The organism is Gracilibacillus ureilyticus (genome assembly GCF_900111195.1).
GTDB classification, from domain to species: Bacteria; Bacillota; Bacilli; order Bacillales; family Amphibacillaceae; genus Gracilibacillus; species Gracilibacillus ureilyticus.
In genome coordinates this window covers 41,155-57,852 of the sequence record NZ_FOGL01000003.1, presented here as the reverse complement: position 1 = coordinate 57,852, position 16,698 = coordinate 41,155, and the positions used below count along the sequence as shown (strand labels likewise).

The window sequence follows — 16,698 nt, the reverse complement described above, 5'->3', positions numbered from 1 at the left end:
ACCCAGACTCAGGTTACCTTTTTAATTATCTTCTGCAAACACATTATCCATCAATACACTCATTGCACGTTCCCCTTGTTTTAATTCCTCTTCAGAAATGCCGTTCAATCTTTTTTGAAGTCTCTCTTTAATACATTCAAATATACCACTCATTATCTTTTCTCCTTGCTGAGATAGTTGAATATACTGCTTCCTTCTATCATTTAAATCGCCAGTCTTTTTGAGAAGTTTCTTTTCATTTAATTTTCTAACCTCACGGCTTGCGTTCGGAAGGGAAATGCGCAGACAATCACTTATTTGACTTAATGTCAATGGGTCACTGACCGCTATGAGTTCCATAATACTGTATTGAACTGGGGTTATGTTATCAGGGATACAATCGATTGTTAATTCATGGGTTACACGGTGAACACTTGCAGTAAACGCTATAAAGTTTTCAAAAAATGAATGCTGTTCCATTGTTTTCACCTCCATTACAAAATAACAAAATAGTTAACAAATAACAATTATCAATTGACAACTATTTATAAAAAGCGTTATATTATTATCAAATGATAACTAAGTGAGGTGAATGAATGAATGTATTAATTGTTTATACACACCCTAATCATCATAGCTTATGTTATGACTTCTTACAGAAAGTTATGGAAGGTTCCAAAGCTAATGAGAGAATTAAGCAAATTAAGGTGATAGATTTATACGAAGAGAAATTTAACCCAGCACTTGCTTTCAATGACCAGAAAAGGAGACGTGATATGCACAAGGATCCTGAGATGGAGGAATATAGAAAACAAATTGTATGGGCAGATAAGCTAGTGTTTGTTTATCCTATATGGTGGGGAAGACCGCCAGCAATGTTACTTGGATATTTTGATCAGGTATTAGCCTCTAATTTTGCCTATAAAGATAAAGGGAAATATTCCGCAGAAGGGTTACTGAAAGGAAAAACTGCAGTTTGCGTTTCAACAATGAAAGGTCCTGCCTTTTATCCATTTTTCTTATTAAATAATGCTCATAAAGCTTTAATAAAGAAAGCAACTTTAAATTTTGTGGGGATTAGCAAAGTGAAGTTTTTTGAATTTGGCAGTATGGAGAACAGTAATGGGAAGCATGATCAAAAATTGAATAAAATTTATCATTATTTTAGTAAAATTAAAAAATAACTGTTAATGTAACCAAGGCTGCTTCCCTAATAAGCAGCCTTGATTACTATTTAAGTTACTTTCTGAATATGCTGCAGATCAGCAGCCTCACTTTATCAAATGAAGTAAAGTATCCTTAAAGCTGTCATAAACATATGCCCAAAGTTGAGGCTCATTAACATATCTTCCTGTTAGTGTGGAAATCATCTCTTTTTGTTTTTCTTGGAATTGAGGATCTTCTTTAGCAGGTAATTCAGAGCGAAATTCATCAACTATCTGCTGAACCTCCGGAGCCCTTGGCCCCCATTTACCAATTAAATTTCCTTCGTCATCCAGTATGAGAACAATCGGAATTGCCCTTCCTCCATTGGTAAGGTGACGGTCAATTAGCTCTGTATCTTCATCTCGTAATGTAACTCTTGCATCGATATTTGCAGCCTCTGCCACTTTTCGAATGACCGGATTAATCATCATCGCATCTCCACACCAGTCTTCTGTGATCACTAAAAAGTTTAGTGGATGCTGTTTCAATAACTGTATGAGTTCATCATCAGGAAGCTGAAATTCTTCGTAAACTTTCATACTTTCCTGTTTTAATGTGCTCATTTCCTCCATGTATGCCTGAATAGATTTACCTTCCTCGAAATATTGCTTTTCCGTTTTCATTTACATCACCTCTTTCTCTTCATATTAATAGTTGTCTCCTTGATATGCAAAATAGATGGTTCACCAAAATTATAGGAGCGAGAAAGAGCAATTGAATCTTCCTCATTCTGGTACATTATTATTCGCAATCGATAGTCGATTCCAGCAATTAATGGTGATAATTAATCCAACTAAATCGATATACTGCTTTTCGTCAAAATGCTGGCGGACTTTTTCATACACCTGATCAGACACACCATTTGAGGAAATCATTGTCACCGCTTCTGTTAATTCGAGTGCGGCCTTTTCTTCTTCTGAGTAAAAATCAGTTTCATGCCAAGCGCTCAGACAGTAGAGTCTCTGCTCCGTCTCGCCTAATTTCCTTGCATCTTTTGTATGCATGTTTATACAAAATGCACAATTGTTAATTTGTGAGGCCCGGATTTTTATTAATTCGATTAACTTCTTATCAAATCCTGTCTGGTTTTTGTACATTTCCAATTGACCGATAAGCCTGACTAATTCCGGTGCTGTCTCCATATAATTAGTTCTTGGTCCCATTATAATTCCTCCCTTTTTATCTTTCACTATTAAGACAATGTGAAAGGAGGATTTGTGACATGTTGCAGCTAATTTATCCGGATTCATTACAATTAATTGAACAAAAACATCCTGAATAATATCTTCTGCATCAGCAATAGAACCTAACATTTGATACGCAATCGTAAATAATAACGGTTTGTACTGCTCATATAGATATTGATTATTCATTATTTCCCCGTCTTTCCTATTACAATTGTGGCAATCCCGCTATTCTTCGGAAGGTTCAGTGCTGCATTTTGGACACAGTAATAAACCATTCTCATTTGTCCCCTCTAAAAAGCCGCCCTTACAATAAACAGACTCACCACAAACGGCACATTCTCCTATTAATTCTTCCAACTGTGATTTCATCTCCCTTTTTTCATTTAGTTAATCATAGCAAAAACAGGGAACTGTTTCCAAGGGGTTTTCAGGCAGAAATTCATCTTTGAACAGGGTACGGAAATAAAGACCCTCATGTTATAATGATTAACAAACTGAAAAAGGAGCTTATTATGGAAAAAACATTAGATCACCTCGGTGTGGCAGTTCGCAGTCTAGAAGACAGTATCGAATTTTATATAAATATATTGGGCGGGGAAATGCTTGATCGCTACAGAAGTGATGCAGTTGGTGTAGAGAGCGATATCGCAATAATTGAGGTGAATGGAATACGTACAGAATTGTTAGCCCCAACCAATAATACGACTTCGCCAATTGCTAGATTTATTAAGCAAAAAGGAAAAGGGGTCCATCATATTGCCTATCGGGTTGAAAACCTTGATGCTGCGATGGAGGAATTGGAAAAACAGGGGGTTCGCGTATTACAAGACACTTTGCGCATCAACAAACACGGAAGGCGGCTAATTTATCTGAACCCTGCTGATACGGAAGGAACTATTATTGAATATTGTGACTATCCGGAAGTTATTCCTGACTAAACATGTAAGGGGAGAGAAGATTGGCTACTGAAAATTATTTATTAGAACTTGATGCAACAGGTCAAAAACAGCTTCTAGATCAAAAATTAATAACAAGTCTCGAATTAGTTGATTTCTATATTGATCGAATTGAAAAATTAAATCCCAAATTGAATGCTGTCATCCATCAAATGTTTGATAATGCCAGAGATATGGCAAAAAACATTCCACTTCATGCTAGTCCTGTGGCTGGGCTGCCTTTTCTTATTAAAGATCTTAATCCAGTAAAAGGAGAGCCTTCCACAAGCGGTTCTGTCATGCTCAAAGATTTTATTGCACCAGCAAATGATTATATAGTTAATCGTTGGAAAGAGGCCGGGCTGATTTTTTTAGGAAAAACTAACACACCGGAAATGGGCTTTTTACCAACTACTGAACCTGTACTCTTTGGCCCCACTAAAAATCCCTGGGATCTGGATCGGTCCCCCGGAGGATCCAGTGGAGGGGCTGCTGCTGCAGTTGCGGCAGGGTTAATCCCTTTTGCACATGCAAGTGACGGAGGCGGTTCGATTCGCATTCCGGCGTCTGCCTGTGGATTGTTCGGCTTTAAGCCAAGCCGCGGGAGATTACCATATTCTCCATATGTAAATCATTTTTCTGTTAATCATGCACTTACCAGATCAGTGAGGGATAGTGCTATTCTGTTAGACATCCTTAATGGATGTGAGCATCCTCAGATTTACCCTGCATTTGATAAACAGACTAATTTCTTTAGTTCGTTGAAAAAAACTTCACAAAAACTAAGAATTGCTGTTGGATATGAAACGAATGCAATGGTGAAATATGATAAAGCAACAAGAGATAATTTTACAAGGACTGTACAATTAATGAAAGACCTCGGTCATGATGTGGTAGATATATCGCCATCCTTTGATCATGAAGCAATGGCACATCATTTTATCAACATTTGGATGGCCACTGGATCTGTTGTAATTAAACATCTCGGACAAATGGCAGGGAAAGAGCCTACACCTCCAAATGTGGAAAAACTAACTTATGAGATGTTGAAATATGGCGAAAAGTTATCTGCACTCGAATATGAGGAATCGCGGGTATTTCTTCAAAGGGAAGCACAAAAAATTATGGAATTCTTCTGTGAATTTGATGTATGGATGACGCCAACCATGAATCAATTGCCTCTTAAAATTGGCGAAAGAGAGGGACTTGAGCTGTCTGGTTATGAGGGGATGATGCAAAATATGCTTGATTATAATCCACTTATGCCAATTGCTAATGCAACAGGCCAACCTGCAATGAGTGTCCCTGCTCACTGGACCGAAGCAGGGCTTCCAGTTGGCATACATTTCTTTGGCCAGCTTGGTAAAGATGCATCAATGCTCCAGCTGGCCCACCAAATCGAAAATGCTCAGCCGTGGTTTCATCATTATAAACAAACTCACATATAATCCAGATCTCTTGTATTGGCTTACTAATACAAGAGATCTTCTTATTGAGAATGGACTAATTTTAAGTTTGATCAGTCCCCTATCTATTTTCCCACCAGTCAAGCGCCTTCTTTTCCATTTCCGTTACGAACGCTTTTTTAGCAGGGCTGTACTCTGATGTATACTCATATCTTTCAGCTAGCTTTTCTTTATACTGACTATACCTTTTCACTTCCTCCGGGTGTGCCAGAAGATAACTGCGGAATACCAAATGTCTGAAGATTTCCGGATTATCCCATTGATAAAAGTGAATATGATGTGTACGGTTTTCGCCACCTTTACGGAATAACCGCCTTCCCTCTATTCCATGCTCGAAGGCTGCTTCATAACCTAATCTGATCATCTGATCATTATATGTATCGACTCTTTCAATACTTCTTACAGTACAAATCATATCTATTACAGGTTTAGCCTTCATACCTGGGATGGCAGTACTGCCAATGTGCTCAAATGATATTATCTCATCCCCAAAAATGGAGCTTAACCGCTGAGATTCCTCTGCAAACATTTGCTTCCATTTATCCGAATAATCACTTAGTCGAACTCTCATATCTCCTGCCCCCATTCTGAAAAGTATAAAAAACTCCTTTAAAATTCAGCATAGAGTTAGACCTTCCGTGATGAAGATCTGACAAATGGCCAGTTTGTATCATATTTGGAATTCGCCATAAATTTATTATAGACCTTTTTCTAAACTAAATTCTAGTTAATCTAATGAAAAAGCATACAAGAAAAGATACTATTATGGAGATTATACCAATTTCTTTTCAATCGATCGTTATTTCATGTATGATATACAGGCACCTTAGAAGAAAGTGAAGGGATAGTAATGAAAAAGAACAAGTTTCGTTTTTGGATTTTAGTTTGTATTGTCGCTATTTCAGGCTTTAGCCAGGGCATGCTGTTACCATTAATTGCAGTCCTATTTGAAACTAGCGGGGTCTCCTCATTTTTAAATGGACTAAATGCCACTGGTTTATATATTGGAATACTTCTTGCCTCTCCCTTTATGGAGCAGCCTTTAAGGAAATATGGATATAAGCCTTTAATCATTACCGGAGGATTTTTAGTCTTTGTCTCACTGTTATTATTTCCTTTATGGCAGTCTTTTTTATTCTGGTTTTTCCTGCGTCTGCTCGTCGGAATCGGAGACCATGCGTTAAACTTCGGAGCACAAACTTGGATTACTGCTTTTTCACCAGAACATAAAAGAGGCAGAAACATTGCAATTTATGGATTGTTTTTTGGAATCGGCTTTGCTGTCGGTCCTTTAATGGTTCCATTAGTGAATATAAATGAAAGTTTGCCATTTATTATTTCATCACTGTTAAGTTTATTCGGCTGGTTATTTTTATTTTCCCTGAAAAATGAATTTCCTGATCAGGAATTCCATATGAGTTCTTTCAAGGATACATTTAAACGGTTTGCTTCCGCCTGGAAGTATGCGTGGGTTGCTTTTCTTCCGCCATTTGCCTATGGCTTTTTAGAAACATCTCTAAACGGAAGCTTTCCTGTCTATGGACTAAGGTTAGGATTGGATGTTCACCATGTATCTACATTACTTGTTGCATTTGCTATAGGCGGGATTATATTCCAATTACCTTTAGGAATATTAAGTGATAAATTAGGGAGAAAGAAAATATTAAGAAGTGTCTTATTCCTGGGGTTTATAACATTTACGATGGCCGGGTTTCTGGAAAACTCATATATTGCTCTGAACATCTGTCTCTTTTTGGCAGGCATGTTTGTCGGATCTACTTTTTCACTTGGAATATCCTATATGACTGATTTAATGCCCAAAAATCTGCTTCCAACAGGCAACCTGTTATGCGGGGTATTCTTCAGCTTTGGAAGTTTAATTGGTCCAACTATTGGCGGCCTGTTTATCCAGCTGTTTCAGTCAATAAGTTTTTTCACCATTATCAGTTTGCTTTATCTGACAGTTTTTGCATTAACACTAGTAAATAGAGAAAGCTGATGATAGAAGGAATTTTCTATCATCAGTTTTTCTGTTGGAAACTAATCGTTTGTTTTATATAAGCATATTATTATATATTGATATATGGATAGGATGTAAATGGGGAGGTTTCTATAATGGGAATTCATTTAACTGAAGTGGAGAATGCCGCTGTAGTGTTGAAGTTGTTAGGTGATAAAACTCGTTTAATGATAGTTAAACTTTTAGAGAATAATACGTGCTGTGTATGTGAATTCGTAGAAATATTCCAAGCAAGCCAACCATCTGTTAGCCAACATCTTCGCAAATTAAAGGATGCAGGGATTGTTACAGAAGAAAGAAGAGGCCAGTGGAACTTTTATTCATTAAATAGAGATTATGATTATTATTCTTTAGTTGAACAAATATTGAAACAATTGCCAAATCAGGATCATAAATTCAAAGAACTCGAAGAAAATGGAACGAGAATCTCTTGTTGTTAGATTGGAGGGAGAAAAATGCCAGTACAAATTTTATTGGCTGCACTTATTTTTTTGATAACACTCGTATTAGTGATCTGGCAGCCTAAAGGATTATCGATTGGATGGTCAGCTTGCGGCGGGGCTATCATCGCGTTAATTATTGGTGTAGTTAGTTTACACGATGTCTGGGAAGTAACAGAAATTGTCTGGAATGCTACCCTTGCCTTTGTTGCTATTATTATCATTTCTCTTATATTGGATGAAATCGGATTTTTTGAATGGGCCGCATTACATATGGCCAGAGCCGCTCAGGGAAATGGCACAAAAATGTTTATCTACATCAGCTTACTTGGTGCCGTTGTTGCTGCACTTTTTGCCAATGATGGGGCTGCACTTATTCTAACCCCTATTGTATTAGCAATGGTAAGAAATCTAAATTTTACAGAAAAGATGGTATTTCCGTTTATTATGGCAAGCGGGTTTATTGCAGATACTACTTCCCTGCCATTAGTAGTAAGCAACCTTGTTAACATCGTATCAGCGGACTTTTTCAATATAGGATTTATTGAGTATGCTTCTCGTATGATCATACCAAATCTTTTCTCATTAGCTGCGACGATTATTGTTTTACTACTCTATTTCAAGAAAAGTATTCCACGGAATTATGATTTATCAGAGTTAAAAATACCCGCTGAAGCGATAAAAGATGTGAAAATGTTTCACCTTTCCTGGTATGTATTAGCAGTACTCTTAGCAGGCTACTTTATTAGTGAATTTATCAACATACCAGTTTCCATAGTAGCAGGAATTGTCGCTGTTTTCTTCTTATTAATGGCTCGTAACAGTAACGCTGTGGAAACAAAGGCTGTAATTAAAGGTGCCCCGTGGGAAATTGTTTTTTTCTCAATTGGGATGTATGTCGTCGTATTCGGATTGAGAAATGCAGGGTTAACTGATATTCTTGCAAATGTCATTCAGGCAAGTGCGGAACAGGGGCTTTTTATTGCGACGATATCAATGGGCTTCATTGCAGCCATCCTGTCATCTGTAATGAACAACATGCCAACAGTTATGATTGATGCCATCGCGATTGCAGAAACAGATACATCGGGTGTAATTCGAGAAGCCCTGATATATGCCAATGTTATTGGTTCAGATTTAGGCCCAAAGATCACACCAATCGGGTCTCTAGCAACTTTACTCTGGTTACATGTACTGTCTCAAAAGGGTGTCAAAATCTCCTGGGGAACTTACTTTAAAACAGGTATCATTTTAACAATTCCTATTTTATTCATTACACTTGCAGGATTATTTCTCACTTTAACTATATTTTAAATAAAAGGAGCTGACTATTATGCCTAAAAAAACAATTTATTTTTTATGTACAGGAAACTCATGCAGAAGTCAAATGGCTGAGGGCTGGGCGAAAAAGTATTTAGGGGAAGATTGGGAAGTATACAGTGCAGGAATTGAAGCACATGGACTGAACCCTAATGCAGTAAAAGCAATGAGTGAAGCGGGAGTGAATATTTCTGATCAAAAGTCTGAAATTATTGACCCGGAAATTTTGAATAATGCTACATTGGCTATCACACTTTGCGGTGATGCTGCCGATAAATGCCCTGTAACACCTCCAAGTGTAAAGCGTGAGCACTGGGGATTTGATGACCCTGCGAAAGCTGAGGGAACGGATGAAGAGAAATGGAAAGTATTCCAAAGAGTTCGTGATGAAATTGGCGATAGAATTAAGCATTTTGCAGAAACTGGCGAATAATGGAGCAGACGAGCTGACTTGAGTTTAAGCGGCTCGTCATTTTTTTTTACAAAATTAAATCTTTTCCGAAGTAAATGGTTACTAATGTTAAGAGTATTAAAACTACTTTTTCAGCAGATCCCCCTGTTTTCGCAGTTACCGGAAATCGAAATGTTAGAGCAGATGGGTACAGAAGCTTAATTCCATTTTTAGTAGAAGCATCTAAAAGCAGATGGCTCACCATTCCCAATATTACACCGAAAATAACTGATTCATTGCTCGTGATAAGTGTTAGCACATATCCAATGAGCACAAGAAATAACATACTATGTGTAAAGGTTCTATGACCAAATAGTTTGTTAATAATTTTTGACAACATAGGTAATTTGCGACCTATCTTGCTGCCCCCATGGCAAATATCCGGGATAAGCGACCCGATTGCTCCCGCAGTAATAAATAGTGCCGGGTCATAGTTCGTGAATTGGGCAGCAACAACTGTTGAAGCTATTCCTCCCATTAAATGTGTCTTCCCTGTCATTTCTATTCTCCTTCGCTGTATTTCTCCGAGGCATAAAAACAAAACGTTTGTTCCTATTTTAACACACTTCTTCTTTCCTTCCATCATTAATTTATTATATTTTCAATGGGCAGTTTATTTAACTTCTCTACTGGGAAGATTTAAAATAGGTACATAGAAAGATCTATGGAAAGGATGAAGAAAATGAAAGTATTAGTTATCGGAGCGAATGGACAGATCGGAAAACATGTTGTGTCATTAATCCAAAAAAATGATAAATTAGAAGCGAAAGCAATGATCCGTAAGGAAGAGCAGGCAGATTTCTTTAAAGATTTAGGTGCCGATGTTGCTATAGTCGATTTAGAAGGTGAGATTGAAGAAATAGCAAAAGCCGCTGAAGATGTTGATGCCATTGTCTTTACAGCAGGGTCTGGACCAAAAACAGGCAAGGATAAAACACTAATGATCGACTTAGATGGTGCAGTAAAAACGATTGAAGCAGCAAAGCAGGCAAATGTGAAGCGATATATTATGATTAGCTCCTATGATACAACGCGTGAAGCGATTCAATCCGCACCGGAATCCTTTGCACCATATGTTGTTGCAAAACACTATGCTGACGAATGGCTAAGAGATACTGATTTAGACTACACTATCATCCATCCTGGTGCCCTTACAAATGACCCTGGCAAAAATCAGGTCGCACTTGCGGAAAAAGTGGAAAGAGGAGAAGTACCTCGAGAAGATATAGCTAGAGTTATTGTAGAGAGTTTACTCCATGACTCAACGATCGGAAAAGAATTCCAAGTTGTAACAGGAAATACACCCGTTGAAGAAGCGATCCAATCGCTATAAAATAGTTGCATAGATATTGACTGGCGCAGCGCCCTTTCCTGTAGAATAGGGCGCTTTGTTTTGGGTTCAGAGTGTGATTCTTCTTGCAATTTTTGCTCCCTTCTTGCAATTTCCGCTCCCTTCTTGCAAATTTGCCTCCTTCTTGCAAATTCCGCTCCCTTTTTGCAATTTCCGCTCTCTTCTTGCAATTTCACGAAAACCCCCGCTCGTCTCTCCCCAATAATATTATTTACGTGCTTGTTTCTTTTTAAGATTTTCATTCATGGAAACTTCTATTTTTTTATAGTACATATAGTATGCCGTCCAGAAAACTGCATAAATAAGGATAAATATTAGACTGCATAAGAGAATATCAGATATTTTCCAGGAAATCCATCCTACTGATAAAGCTATTATTAAATAAAAAGTAATCGACAGCAGGAAATGAACCACTGTTTGCTTCAGATTACTCCAGCCGTTATCTCCGTATATAAATGAAGATAAGGCAAAATAGATTCCGATGATTATGGAACAGAGCATGTATAGCCATATTTGTGTGACAGGGGCTTCTGTATCTGTGATTACTAAAGTAGTTAGAGCAATAAAAGTGATAATTCCTGCAAAAGCTACTCCAACGATACTTCTTCTAATTGCTTCCATTATCATTTGATTGCCCTCCCATATCCAGTCTGTTTTTTATTGGACCTACATATTTCCGTGTAATGTACTCTTTCGTCCCGGAGTGAAAATAGACACATAGATTTCCGTTAAATGATAATTCAAAACGAGCAATATGATTGAGGTTGCCAATTACTGATTTTGAAAAGCGCATAAAATTATAAGGAGCCAGAATGTTTTCTATTTCATAAAGCTTCATTTTAATTTCGAGGTTGCGCTGTCCCATGCAAGCAAAGACCTTTCTCTTTTCGGCATAAATGAAATCAATGTCATTAGGATCAATCAGGATAGTCTGATCAGCTTCTATTCCAAATAACCGCTTTCGATTTTTCCCCTTAATGATTGCGATAATTTCCTCTAGTTCATCTGTCCATTCATTTGTCTGAATGGTGATGGACGGCTCTGTATGTTTATCATTAATATCTATCTTCACCTTCATCATTCAGCCTCCTGTTTATTTATCCCTTCGCCCTCTTTAAAAAACCTGGATAGCCTAGCAATGCTATTACAAATCCCAGGATGGTAAAGCCCAATAAAACGAGTATTGTTATAAAAAGATCACCAAGTTGTATTGTCCCTTCCATTGCATCCTGTAACGCCTGATGTGCCCAATATTGCGGCAGAAATTTACTAATATTTTGCAGAAAGGACGGCATCATTTCAACCGGGATCCACAGGCCGCTCAATACTGCACCTCCCAATGCAATGACCTGGGTTAGTGCAATACCCATATTTAGTGTTCTTACAGTCATCGCAAGAGCGAGCCCTAATCCAGTCACCATAATTGTTAAAAATAAATACAGTATCAAAATATGGACAGGCTGACCTAATGGTATATTGTATACAATTTTCCCAAACAAAGTTAATATCACTATCTGTATAATCACAATATACATATAATTATTCCATTTGCCCAGTAAATACAGGTGAGGTTTTAAATTGGTGCTCGAAATTCTGGCAACCATGCCAATATTGCAATCTTTGATAAAAGAATCAACCATAGAAATCATAATAAAGAAAACAAACATGACCGTATAACCTGAAACGATCGAGACAATAACCTGCTGACGTTCTGAACCGCTTAATCCTGAGGAGAATATTGATATGAATATAACCGTAAAAATAATTGGCAATACCAATGTCCAAAATAACAGACCCCGATCCTGAATACTTTTCTTCCATTCTAACATGATAACAGCATACATTTTTTTCACCTCTTCTTCCTTATTAATCTCTTAACTGGCTTCCAGTCAAAGAAAAGAAAATATCTTCAAGCTTCGGCTTCACGAGTTCAAGCCGTTCAATCTCGCCCCTGCTTTCTTTACAGAAATTAATGATTTTTCTCATTTCAGCTAGCGGATTATTAGATGTGATGAGATAACCGCCATTTTTTTCTTTCGTTGAACTGGAAGTCCTTAATTCGTCAGGGAGACAATTTTCCCCCTTTACATAGATAGTAGGTATCGCATATTTTTGAAGTAAATGATTAACAGACCCTGATTCTACAAATTTACCATTGTCGATAAATGCCGCCTCTTCACATATTCTTTCAATCTCTTCCATGTAGTGGCTGGCATAGATTATTGTACAATTGTCTTTCTTAAACTGTTCAATCATTGTAAAAATATATTTACGGGATTGCGGATCAATTCCGACTGTCGGTTCATCCATAATAATCAGGTTTGGTTCATGGATGATGGCACACCCAATATTTAACCTTCTCTTCATGCCCCCGGAAAATGTTTTAACTTTATCCTTTTTACGTTCTGCAAGACCAACCTTTTCTAAAACTTCGTCTGTTCGCTTCTCTAATTCTTTGCCGCGCAAACCGTAAAGTCTTCCAAAAAAAGACAAATTATCACTTGCTGTTAAAGATTCTTCCAATGAAATTTCCTGCGGTACATATCCAATACGAGCGCTATTGTCTGATAATTGGACTTTACCACTGTAATTATGAATGACGGAGGCAATAATCTTGATTAATGTAGACTTTCCTGCTCCATTCAGTCCGACCAAACCATAACAGGCTCCTTCTGGTATATTGAAAGAAACATTAGACAGCACTTTTTTATTACCATAATATTTATTAATGTCATCAGCGATTAACATAAGTACCCCATCCTTTCCTTTTTTTATAGTATGCCAAAATTTCACTTAGTCAGCTCCTTCCAATGCATAAGATGTAAAAATCCTTGATTGAGATACAAAGAATAAGGTATATAACGTGAGGATTTTTTTAAACATTTAGCGCTTTGATAAATAATTTACAGAGCCAGCAACTGATTGTACGAATGATTATATAAGAAGAAACTATCAATCTTTCAAATAGCGAATCTCTTTTGTTAACCTATTCGTATGAATAGGCATTGGCCCCTTTTAAATATTCATTTGTATGGATAATTATGATAATATTACTGTAATGAACACAGGATATATGTTTGGATGAGAGCTTATTTGAAAGGAATTATAAAATTTTGTCTTTTTGTGATCGGTTTGTGTATCGCATTGACCGGATTACTGTTTTTAATTGTATGTATTAGAGATATGGGTGATCCATCTGCATCCTCTTTTGGGCCTGTAGGAGATATCATTTTTCTTTGTATAATTGGGTTGGCTCCGTTAATTGGAGGGGTCATTATGTGCAGATGGGCTCTTCGCATAGGGAGAAATCGAATTACCCCGGACCCACTCGAAAATAATATTTTAAAATTAGCTGAACAGAGAAATGGGTCGCTAACAGCGGTTGAGCTGGCGATGGATACTGAATTATCATTGGGAGAAGCAAAAGCAAAACTGGATAAATGGGCAAACGAGGGTTATGTGACTATCAAAATCTCAGATAGCGGGGCGCTGATATATCAATTTAATGGGATAATTTCTAATGAGGAGAGGAAAATGGCAAAAGGAGTATCCGAATTTGAATAACTGCTTTCCATTATATAAATCCCTTTGGAATCTCTGCACCAATTAATATCGAACTGCAAAGTTGGGATATGTGATGAACTTATTGGAAAAAATGTATACTCTCATTATCCTTTTATCCGTAATTACCGGTTTAGCATTAGGTAACGTGGACTTGATCAGACTGAATGCGGAAAGCATCATTGTCCCTTTACTGGCAGCTATGTTATATATCACTTTTCTGCAGATCCCTGTGGAAGAAATAATGAAAGCTTTTAAGAATGTAAAATTCACCTATACATCTATTGCCATTAACTTTCTCTGGACACCAATCTACGCATGGATTCTTGCATGGATCTTTTTAGGGGATAACTATGCTTTATATATCGGGTTTATTATGTTAATGGTTACACCTTGTACTGACTGGTATTTAATCTTTACAGGAATGGCGAAGGGCAATGTAGCATTGTCTACAGCAATTTTACCTTTAAACTTAATATTACAGCTCGTTTTGCTTCCCGTTTACCTCCTGATTTTCAGCGGTATGAGCGGTTTTGTAAAACCTGCATCTCTTGGAGAAAGTATTTTTACCGTTTTATTCATCCCGTTCGCTTTAGCTTTTTTCACAAAACTGGTTATGAGAAACAGGCAACAGTTAAAGGATAGGCTCACTTCTATCTCGGGTAGACTGCCAATTATTTTTCTTAGTCTTGCTATCGCTGCTATATTTGCCTCTCATGGCCAGTTATTACTTGATAATTTAGAGCTAATGTGGAAAATTTCAGTTCCTGTTTTTTTATTTTTCATTATCAACTTTCTTATCAGTCAATATACTGGAAAACTTTTGAATTTTTCTATTCCCGACAGAGTCAGCCTAAGTCTGACAACTTTAGCGAGAAATTCTCCAATAGCTATAGCGATTGCTATGACCGCATTTCCGGACAATCCCCTTATTGCCTTAACATTAGTTATAGGTCCTTTACTGGAATTACCTGTTTTAGCTGTAGTCAGCAGCATTTTAATAAGCCTCTTCAGAAAAAAATAGCGTGAGCACACATTGAAGGATATGTGCTCACGTACTTCATCTTAATCCGCTGAATGGTTATTTCCTTAAAAAATTATTATCCCGGGTATTGAATCCCAGCCCCTGGCCCTACAGGAAGACCAAACAACATCCAAATGAACAGAAGGATAATCCACCCTAAAGAAAAAGCTGCAGAATATGGTATCATGATGGAAATCAGCGTGCCGATTCCCATTTTTTTCTCATAACGTTGTGCAAATGCAATGATTACCGGAAAGTATAGTAGCAATGGTGTTACCATATTCGTTACAGAATCTGATATACGGTAAACTAATGTTGTGAACTCAGGCGTATAACCGAGGTTCATCATTATCGGAACAAATACCGGAGCTAAAATAGTCCACTTAGCTGATGAGCTTCCAATAAAAAGATTGATAAACATTGTTAGAAAGATAAATGTCAAGATTAATCCGAATCCATCAAAACCAGTATCCTGTAAAAACTCTGCTCCTTTATATGCAATCACTGTTCCCATATTTGTTTCTCGAAAATATGCAATAAATTGACCCGCAGTAAAAGCTAAAGCAATATAACCGCTCATACTTGCCATTGTTTTCCCAAGTAATTTCGTTAAATCCTTATCATTGTTTATAATTTTAGAAACAATCCCATATACAAGTCCCGGGACAAAGAAGATGATAAAAATGACAAATACCAGTGAGTCAAAGAACGGGGAATCTAAATAGCTCCCATCGCCTCTTAATGGACCAAATGATAAAAAGACCATTAATGCTAATGTAATCAGAAAACTGATGCCTGCAAAGCGCAAACCTTTCTTCTCTATTGGTGTCAGTTTATCTACTTGCTCACCCTTATATTCGCCTTGATATTTTCCGAGCCGTGGCTCTATCACCTTTTCAGTAACTATCGTACCAATTACAGTAACTAACACTACAGAAACAGCTGCAAAATACCAATTCATTGATACAGTAATCGTATCAGCATATTGCGGATCAATAGTCCGTGTCGCTTCTGCTGTTAATTCCCGCAGGATTGCATCGGTCGAGGTTAAAAATAAATTAGCACCAAATCCACCTGAAACACCCGCAAAAGCTGCCGCAAGCCCAGCAATAGGGTGACGGCCAAGACCCAGAAACAATACTGCACCTAATGGCGGCAAAACAACGTACCCAGCATTAATTGCCAGACTGGACATAACCCCTGCAAACACAAGCGCTGCTGTTAAAAGGCGTGTTGGAAATGCAAAGACCGTTGCCTTTAATGTTGAATTAACCAGACCTGTCTGTTCGGCCAAACCTATCCCTAACATTGTTACGAGAACGGCCCCCAATGGCGCAAAACCTATAAAATTATCAACAGCATTCTGGAAAATATACTGCAAACCATCCATACTAAATAAGTTATGAACCTGAACTGTTTCACCTGTAGTTGGATTGTTTATCGATACTCCTGAAAAGATACCAGATAATATAATTACAAGAAGAGATAATATAGCAAAAAGAGATAATGGCGAAGGAAGTTTATTACCCAGCCATTCGATCCCATCCAAAGAGCGAAACAACGATCTTTGGAAAAAGTTACTGTCTTCTTTCTTTTCTCTCACAGTTGATTCCCCCTAATTCCAATAGACATAGTGAGAATTAATTTATCAAATTTATCCCTTATTGTAAAGTGGCAAGTTTCACAAGTGATATTACAAGACTAAAAGCAGCTTATTATCAAGGGGCAGAATTATATTTGTGGATAATGTATGACAGG

General features: G+C 37.4%; 20 protein-coding genes and 1 pseudogene. 10 read left to right on the top strand and 11 right to left on the bottom strand.

Going from position 1 to position 16,698, the window contains the following annotated elements; genetic code table 11:
- Positions 1–21 precede the first annotated feature (21 nt).
- Positions 22–459 carry a MarR family transcriptional regulator gene (locus BMW36_RS04675; RefSeq protein ID WP_089739541.1) on the bottom strand — a complete coding sequence of 146 codons (438 nt, stop codon included), beginning with the start codon at positions 457–459 and terminating at the stop codon, positions 22–24.
- Between the two features lie 116 nt (positions 460–575).
- Here BMW36_RS04675 and BMW36_RS04670 point away from each other — a divergent pair, with 116 nt between their 5' ends.
- Positions 576–1,163 carry an NAD(P)H-dependent oxidoreductase gene (locus BMW36_RS04670; RefSeq protein WP_089739539.1) on the top strand — a complete coding sequence of 196 codons (588 nt, stop codon included), beginning with the start codon at positions 576–578 and terminating at the stop codon, positions 1,161–1,163.
- 87 nt (positions 1,164–1,250) lie between these two features.
- Here BMW36_RS04670 and BMW36_RS04665 read toward each other — a convergent pair whose 3' ends face one another.
- The 3 genes and pseudogenes from BMW36_RS04665 to BMW36_RS20715 all read right to left on the bottom strand — a co-directional run.
- Positions 1,251–1,808 carry a thioredoxin family protein gene (locus BMW36_RS04665; protein ID WP_089739537.1) on the bottom strand — a complete coding sequence of 186 codons (558 nt, stop codon included), beginning with the start codon at positions 1,806–1,808 and terminating at the stop codon, positions 1,251–1,253.
- Positions 1,809–1,910: 102 nt separating this feature from the next.
- Complete coding sequence (locus tag BMW36_RS04660) at positions 1,911–2,348, bottom strand: carboxymuconolactone decarboxylase family protein (protein WP_175480363.1); 438 nt, start codon at positions 2,346–2,348, stop codon at positions 1,911–1,913.
- A gap of 102 nt (positions 2,349–2,450) precedes the next feature.
- Positions 2,451–2,558: pseudogene (locus BMW36_RS20715) on the bottom strand (sigma factor); the annotation flags it as partial.
- A 326-nt stretch (positions 2,559–2,884) separates the two neighbouring features.
- On the opposite strand from BMW36_RS20715, the gene BMW36_RS04655 reads away from it, so the two are divergent.
- Together BMW36_RS04655 and BMW36_RS04650 are read left to right on the top strand one after the other, a co-directional pair.
- The gene (locus tag BMW36_RS04655) at positions 2,885–3,310 is read left to right on the top strand and encodes a VOC family protein (protein ID WP_089739534.1); all 426 of its coding nucleotides are present in this window, start codon (positions 2,885–2,887) and stop codon (positions 3,308–3,310) included.
- Positions 3,311–3,330: 20 nt separating this feature from the next.
- Positions 3,331–4,755, top strand: a complete 1,425-nt coding sequence (locus tag BMW36_RS04650) for an amidase (protein WP_089739532.1) — start codon at positions 3,331–3,333, stop codon at positions 4,753–4,755.
- 79 nt (positions 4,756–4,834) lie between these two features.
- Here the strand turns inward: BMW36_RS04650 and BMW36_RS04645 are convergent, their stop codons facing one another.
- On the bottom strand, positions 4,835–5,344 hold the full coding sequence (locus BMW36_RS04645) for a GrpB family protein (protein ID WP_089739530.1): 510 nt from the start codon (positions 5,342–5,344) through the stop codon (positions 4,835–4,837).
- A 279-nt stretch (positions 5,345–5,623) separates the two neighbouring features.
- Here BMW36_RS04645 and BMW36_RS04640 point away from each other — a divergent pair, with 279 nt between their 5' ends.
- The 4 genes from BMW36_RS04640 to arsC all read left to right on the top strand — a co-directional run bounded on the left by BMW36_RS04640 (position 5,624) and on the right by arsC (position 8,986).
- Complete coding sequence (locus BMW36_RS04640) at positions 5,624–6,772, top strand: MFS transporter (RefSeq protein WP_089739528.1); 1,149 nt, start codon at positions 5,624–5,626, stop codon at positions 6,770–6,772.
- A gap of 116 nt (positions 6,773–6,888) precedes the next feature.
- Positions 6,889–7,233, top strand: a complete 345-nt coding sequence (locus tag BMW36_RS04635; RefSeq protein WP_089739526.1) for an ArsR/SmtB family transcription factor — start codon at positions 6,889–6,891, stop codon at positions 7,231–7,233.
- A gap of 15 nt (positions 7,234–7,248) precedes the next feature.
- Positions 7,249–8,547 carry an arsenic transporter gene (locus BMW36_RS04630; protein WP_089739524.1) on the top strand — a complete coding sequence of 433 codons (1,299 nt, stop codon included), beginning with the start codon at positions 7,249–7,251 and terminating at the stop codon, positions 8,545–8,547.
- A gap of 19 nt (positions 8,548–8,566) precedes the next feature.
- A complete protein-coding gene (gene arsC / locus BMW36_RS04625) occupies positions 8,567–8,986 on the top strand; it encodes an arsenate reductase (thioredoxin) (RefSeq protein ID WP_089739521.1) in 420 nt (139 codons plus the stop codon).
- A 46-nt stretch (positions 8,987–9,032) separates the two neighbouring features.
- Here the strand turns inward: arsC and BMW36_RS04620 are convergent, their stop codons facing one another.
- Positions 9,033–9,503 (bottom strand): metal-dependent hydrolase, encoded by a 471-nt coding sequence (locus BMW36_RS04620; protein ID WP_089739519.1) that lies wholly within the window; start codon positions 9,501–9,503, stop codon positions 9,033–9,035.
- Positions 9,504–9,686: 183 nt separating this feature from the next.
- On the opposite strand from BMW36_RS04620, the gene BMW36_RS04615 reads away from it, so the two are divergent.
- A complete protein-coding gene (locus tag BMW36_RS04615; RefSeq protein WP_089739518.1) occupies positions 9,687–10,337 on the top strand; it encodes an SDR family oxidoreductase in 651 nt (216 codons plus the stop codon).
- A gap of 225 nt (positions 10,338–10,562) precedes the next feature.
- On the opposite strand, the gene BMW36_RS04610 is transcribed toward BMW36_RS04615, so the two are convergent.
- Genes BMW36_RS04610 through BMW36_RS04595 form a run of 4 tightly spaced genes read right to left on the bottom strand, consistent with a single transcriptional unit; the run spans position 10,563 to position 13,148 of the window.
- On the bottom strand, positions 10,563–10,982 hold the full coding sequence (locus BMW36_RS04610) for a DUF3021 domain-containing protein (protein ID WP_089739516.1): 420 nt from the start codon (positions 10,980–10,982) through the stop codon (positions 10,563–10,565).
- A complete protein-coding gene (locus BMW36_RS04605) occupies positions 10,963–11,436 on the bottom strand; it encodes a LytTR family DNA-binding domain-containing protein (protein WP_245711588.1) in 474 nt (157 codons plus the stop codon). The genes BMW36_RS04610 and BMW36_RS04605 overlap by 20 nt, the downstream gene beginning before the upstream one ends.
- Before the next feature lie 16 nt (positions 11,437–11,452).
- Positions 11,453–12,199 (bottom strand): ABC transporter permease, encoded by a 747-nt coding sequence (locus tag BMW36_RS04600; protein WP_089739512.1) that lies wholly within the window; start codon positions 12,197–12,199, stop codon positions 11,453–11,455.
- 22 nt (positions 12,200–12,221) lie between these two features.
- Complete coding sequence (locus tag BMW36_RS04595; RefSeq protein WP_245711587.1) at positions 12,222–13,148, bottom strand: ABC transporter ATP-binding protein; 927 nt, start codon at positions 13,146–13,148, stop codon at positions 12,222–12,224.
- 288 nt (positions 13,149–13,436) lie between these two features.
- Here BMW36_RS04595 and BMW36_RS20270 point away from each other — a divergent pair, with 288 nt between their 5' ends.
- Both BMW36_RS20270 and BMW36_RS04585 read left to right on the top strand, forming a co-directional pair.
- A complete protein-coding gene (locus BMW36_RS20270) occupies positions 13,437–13,919 on the top strand; it encodes a hypothetical protein (RefSeq protein WP_089739510.1) in 483 nt (160 codons plus the stop codon).
- Between the two features lie 73 nt (positions 13,920–13,992).
- Positions 13,993–14,940 (top strand): arsenic resistance protein, encoded by a 948-nt coding sequence (locus BMW36_RS04585; protein WP_089739508.1) that lies wholly within the window; start codon positions 13,993–13,995, stop codon positions 14,938–14,940.
- 76 nt (positions 14,941–15,016) lie between these two features.
- On the opposite strand, the gene BMW36_RS04580 is transcribed toward BMW36_RS04585, so the two are convergent.
- A complete protein-coding gene (locus BMW36_RS04580) occupies positions 15,017–16,543 on the bottom strand; it encodes an AbgT family transporter (RefSeq protein WP_089739506.1) in 1,527 nt (508 codons plus the stop codon).
- Between the last annotated feature and the right edge of the window lie 155 nt (positions 16,544–16,698).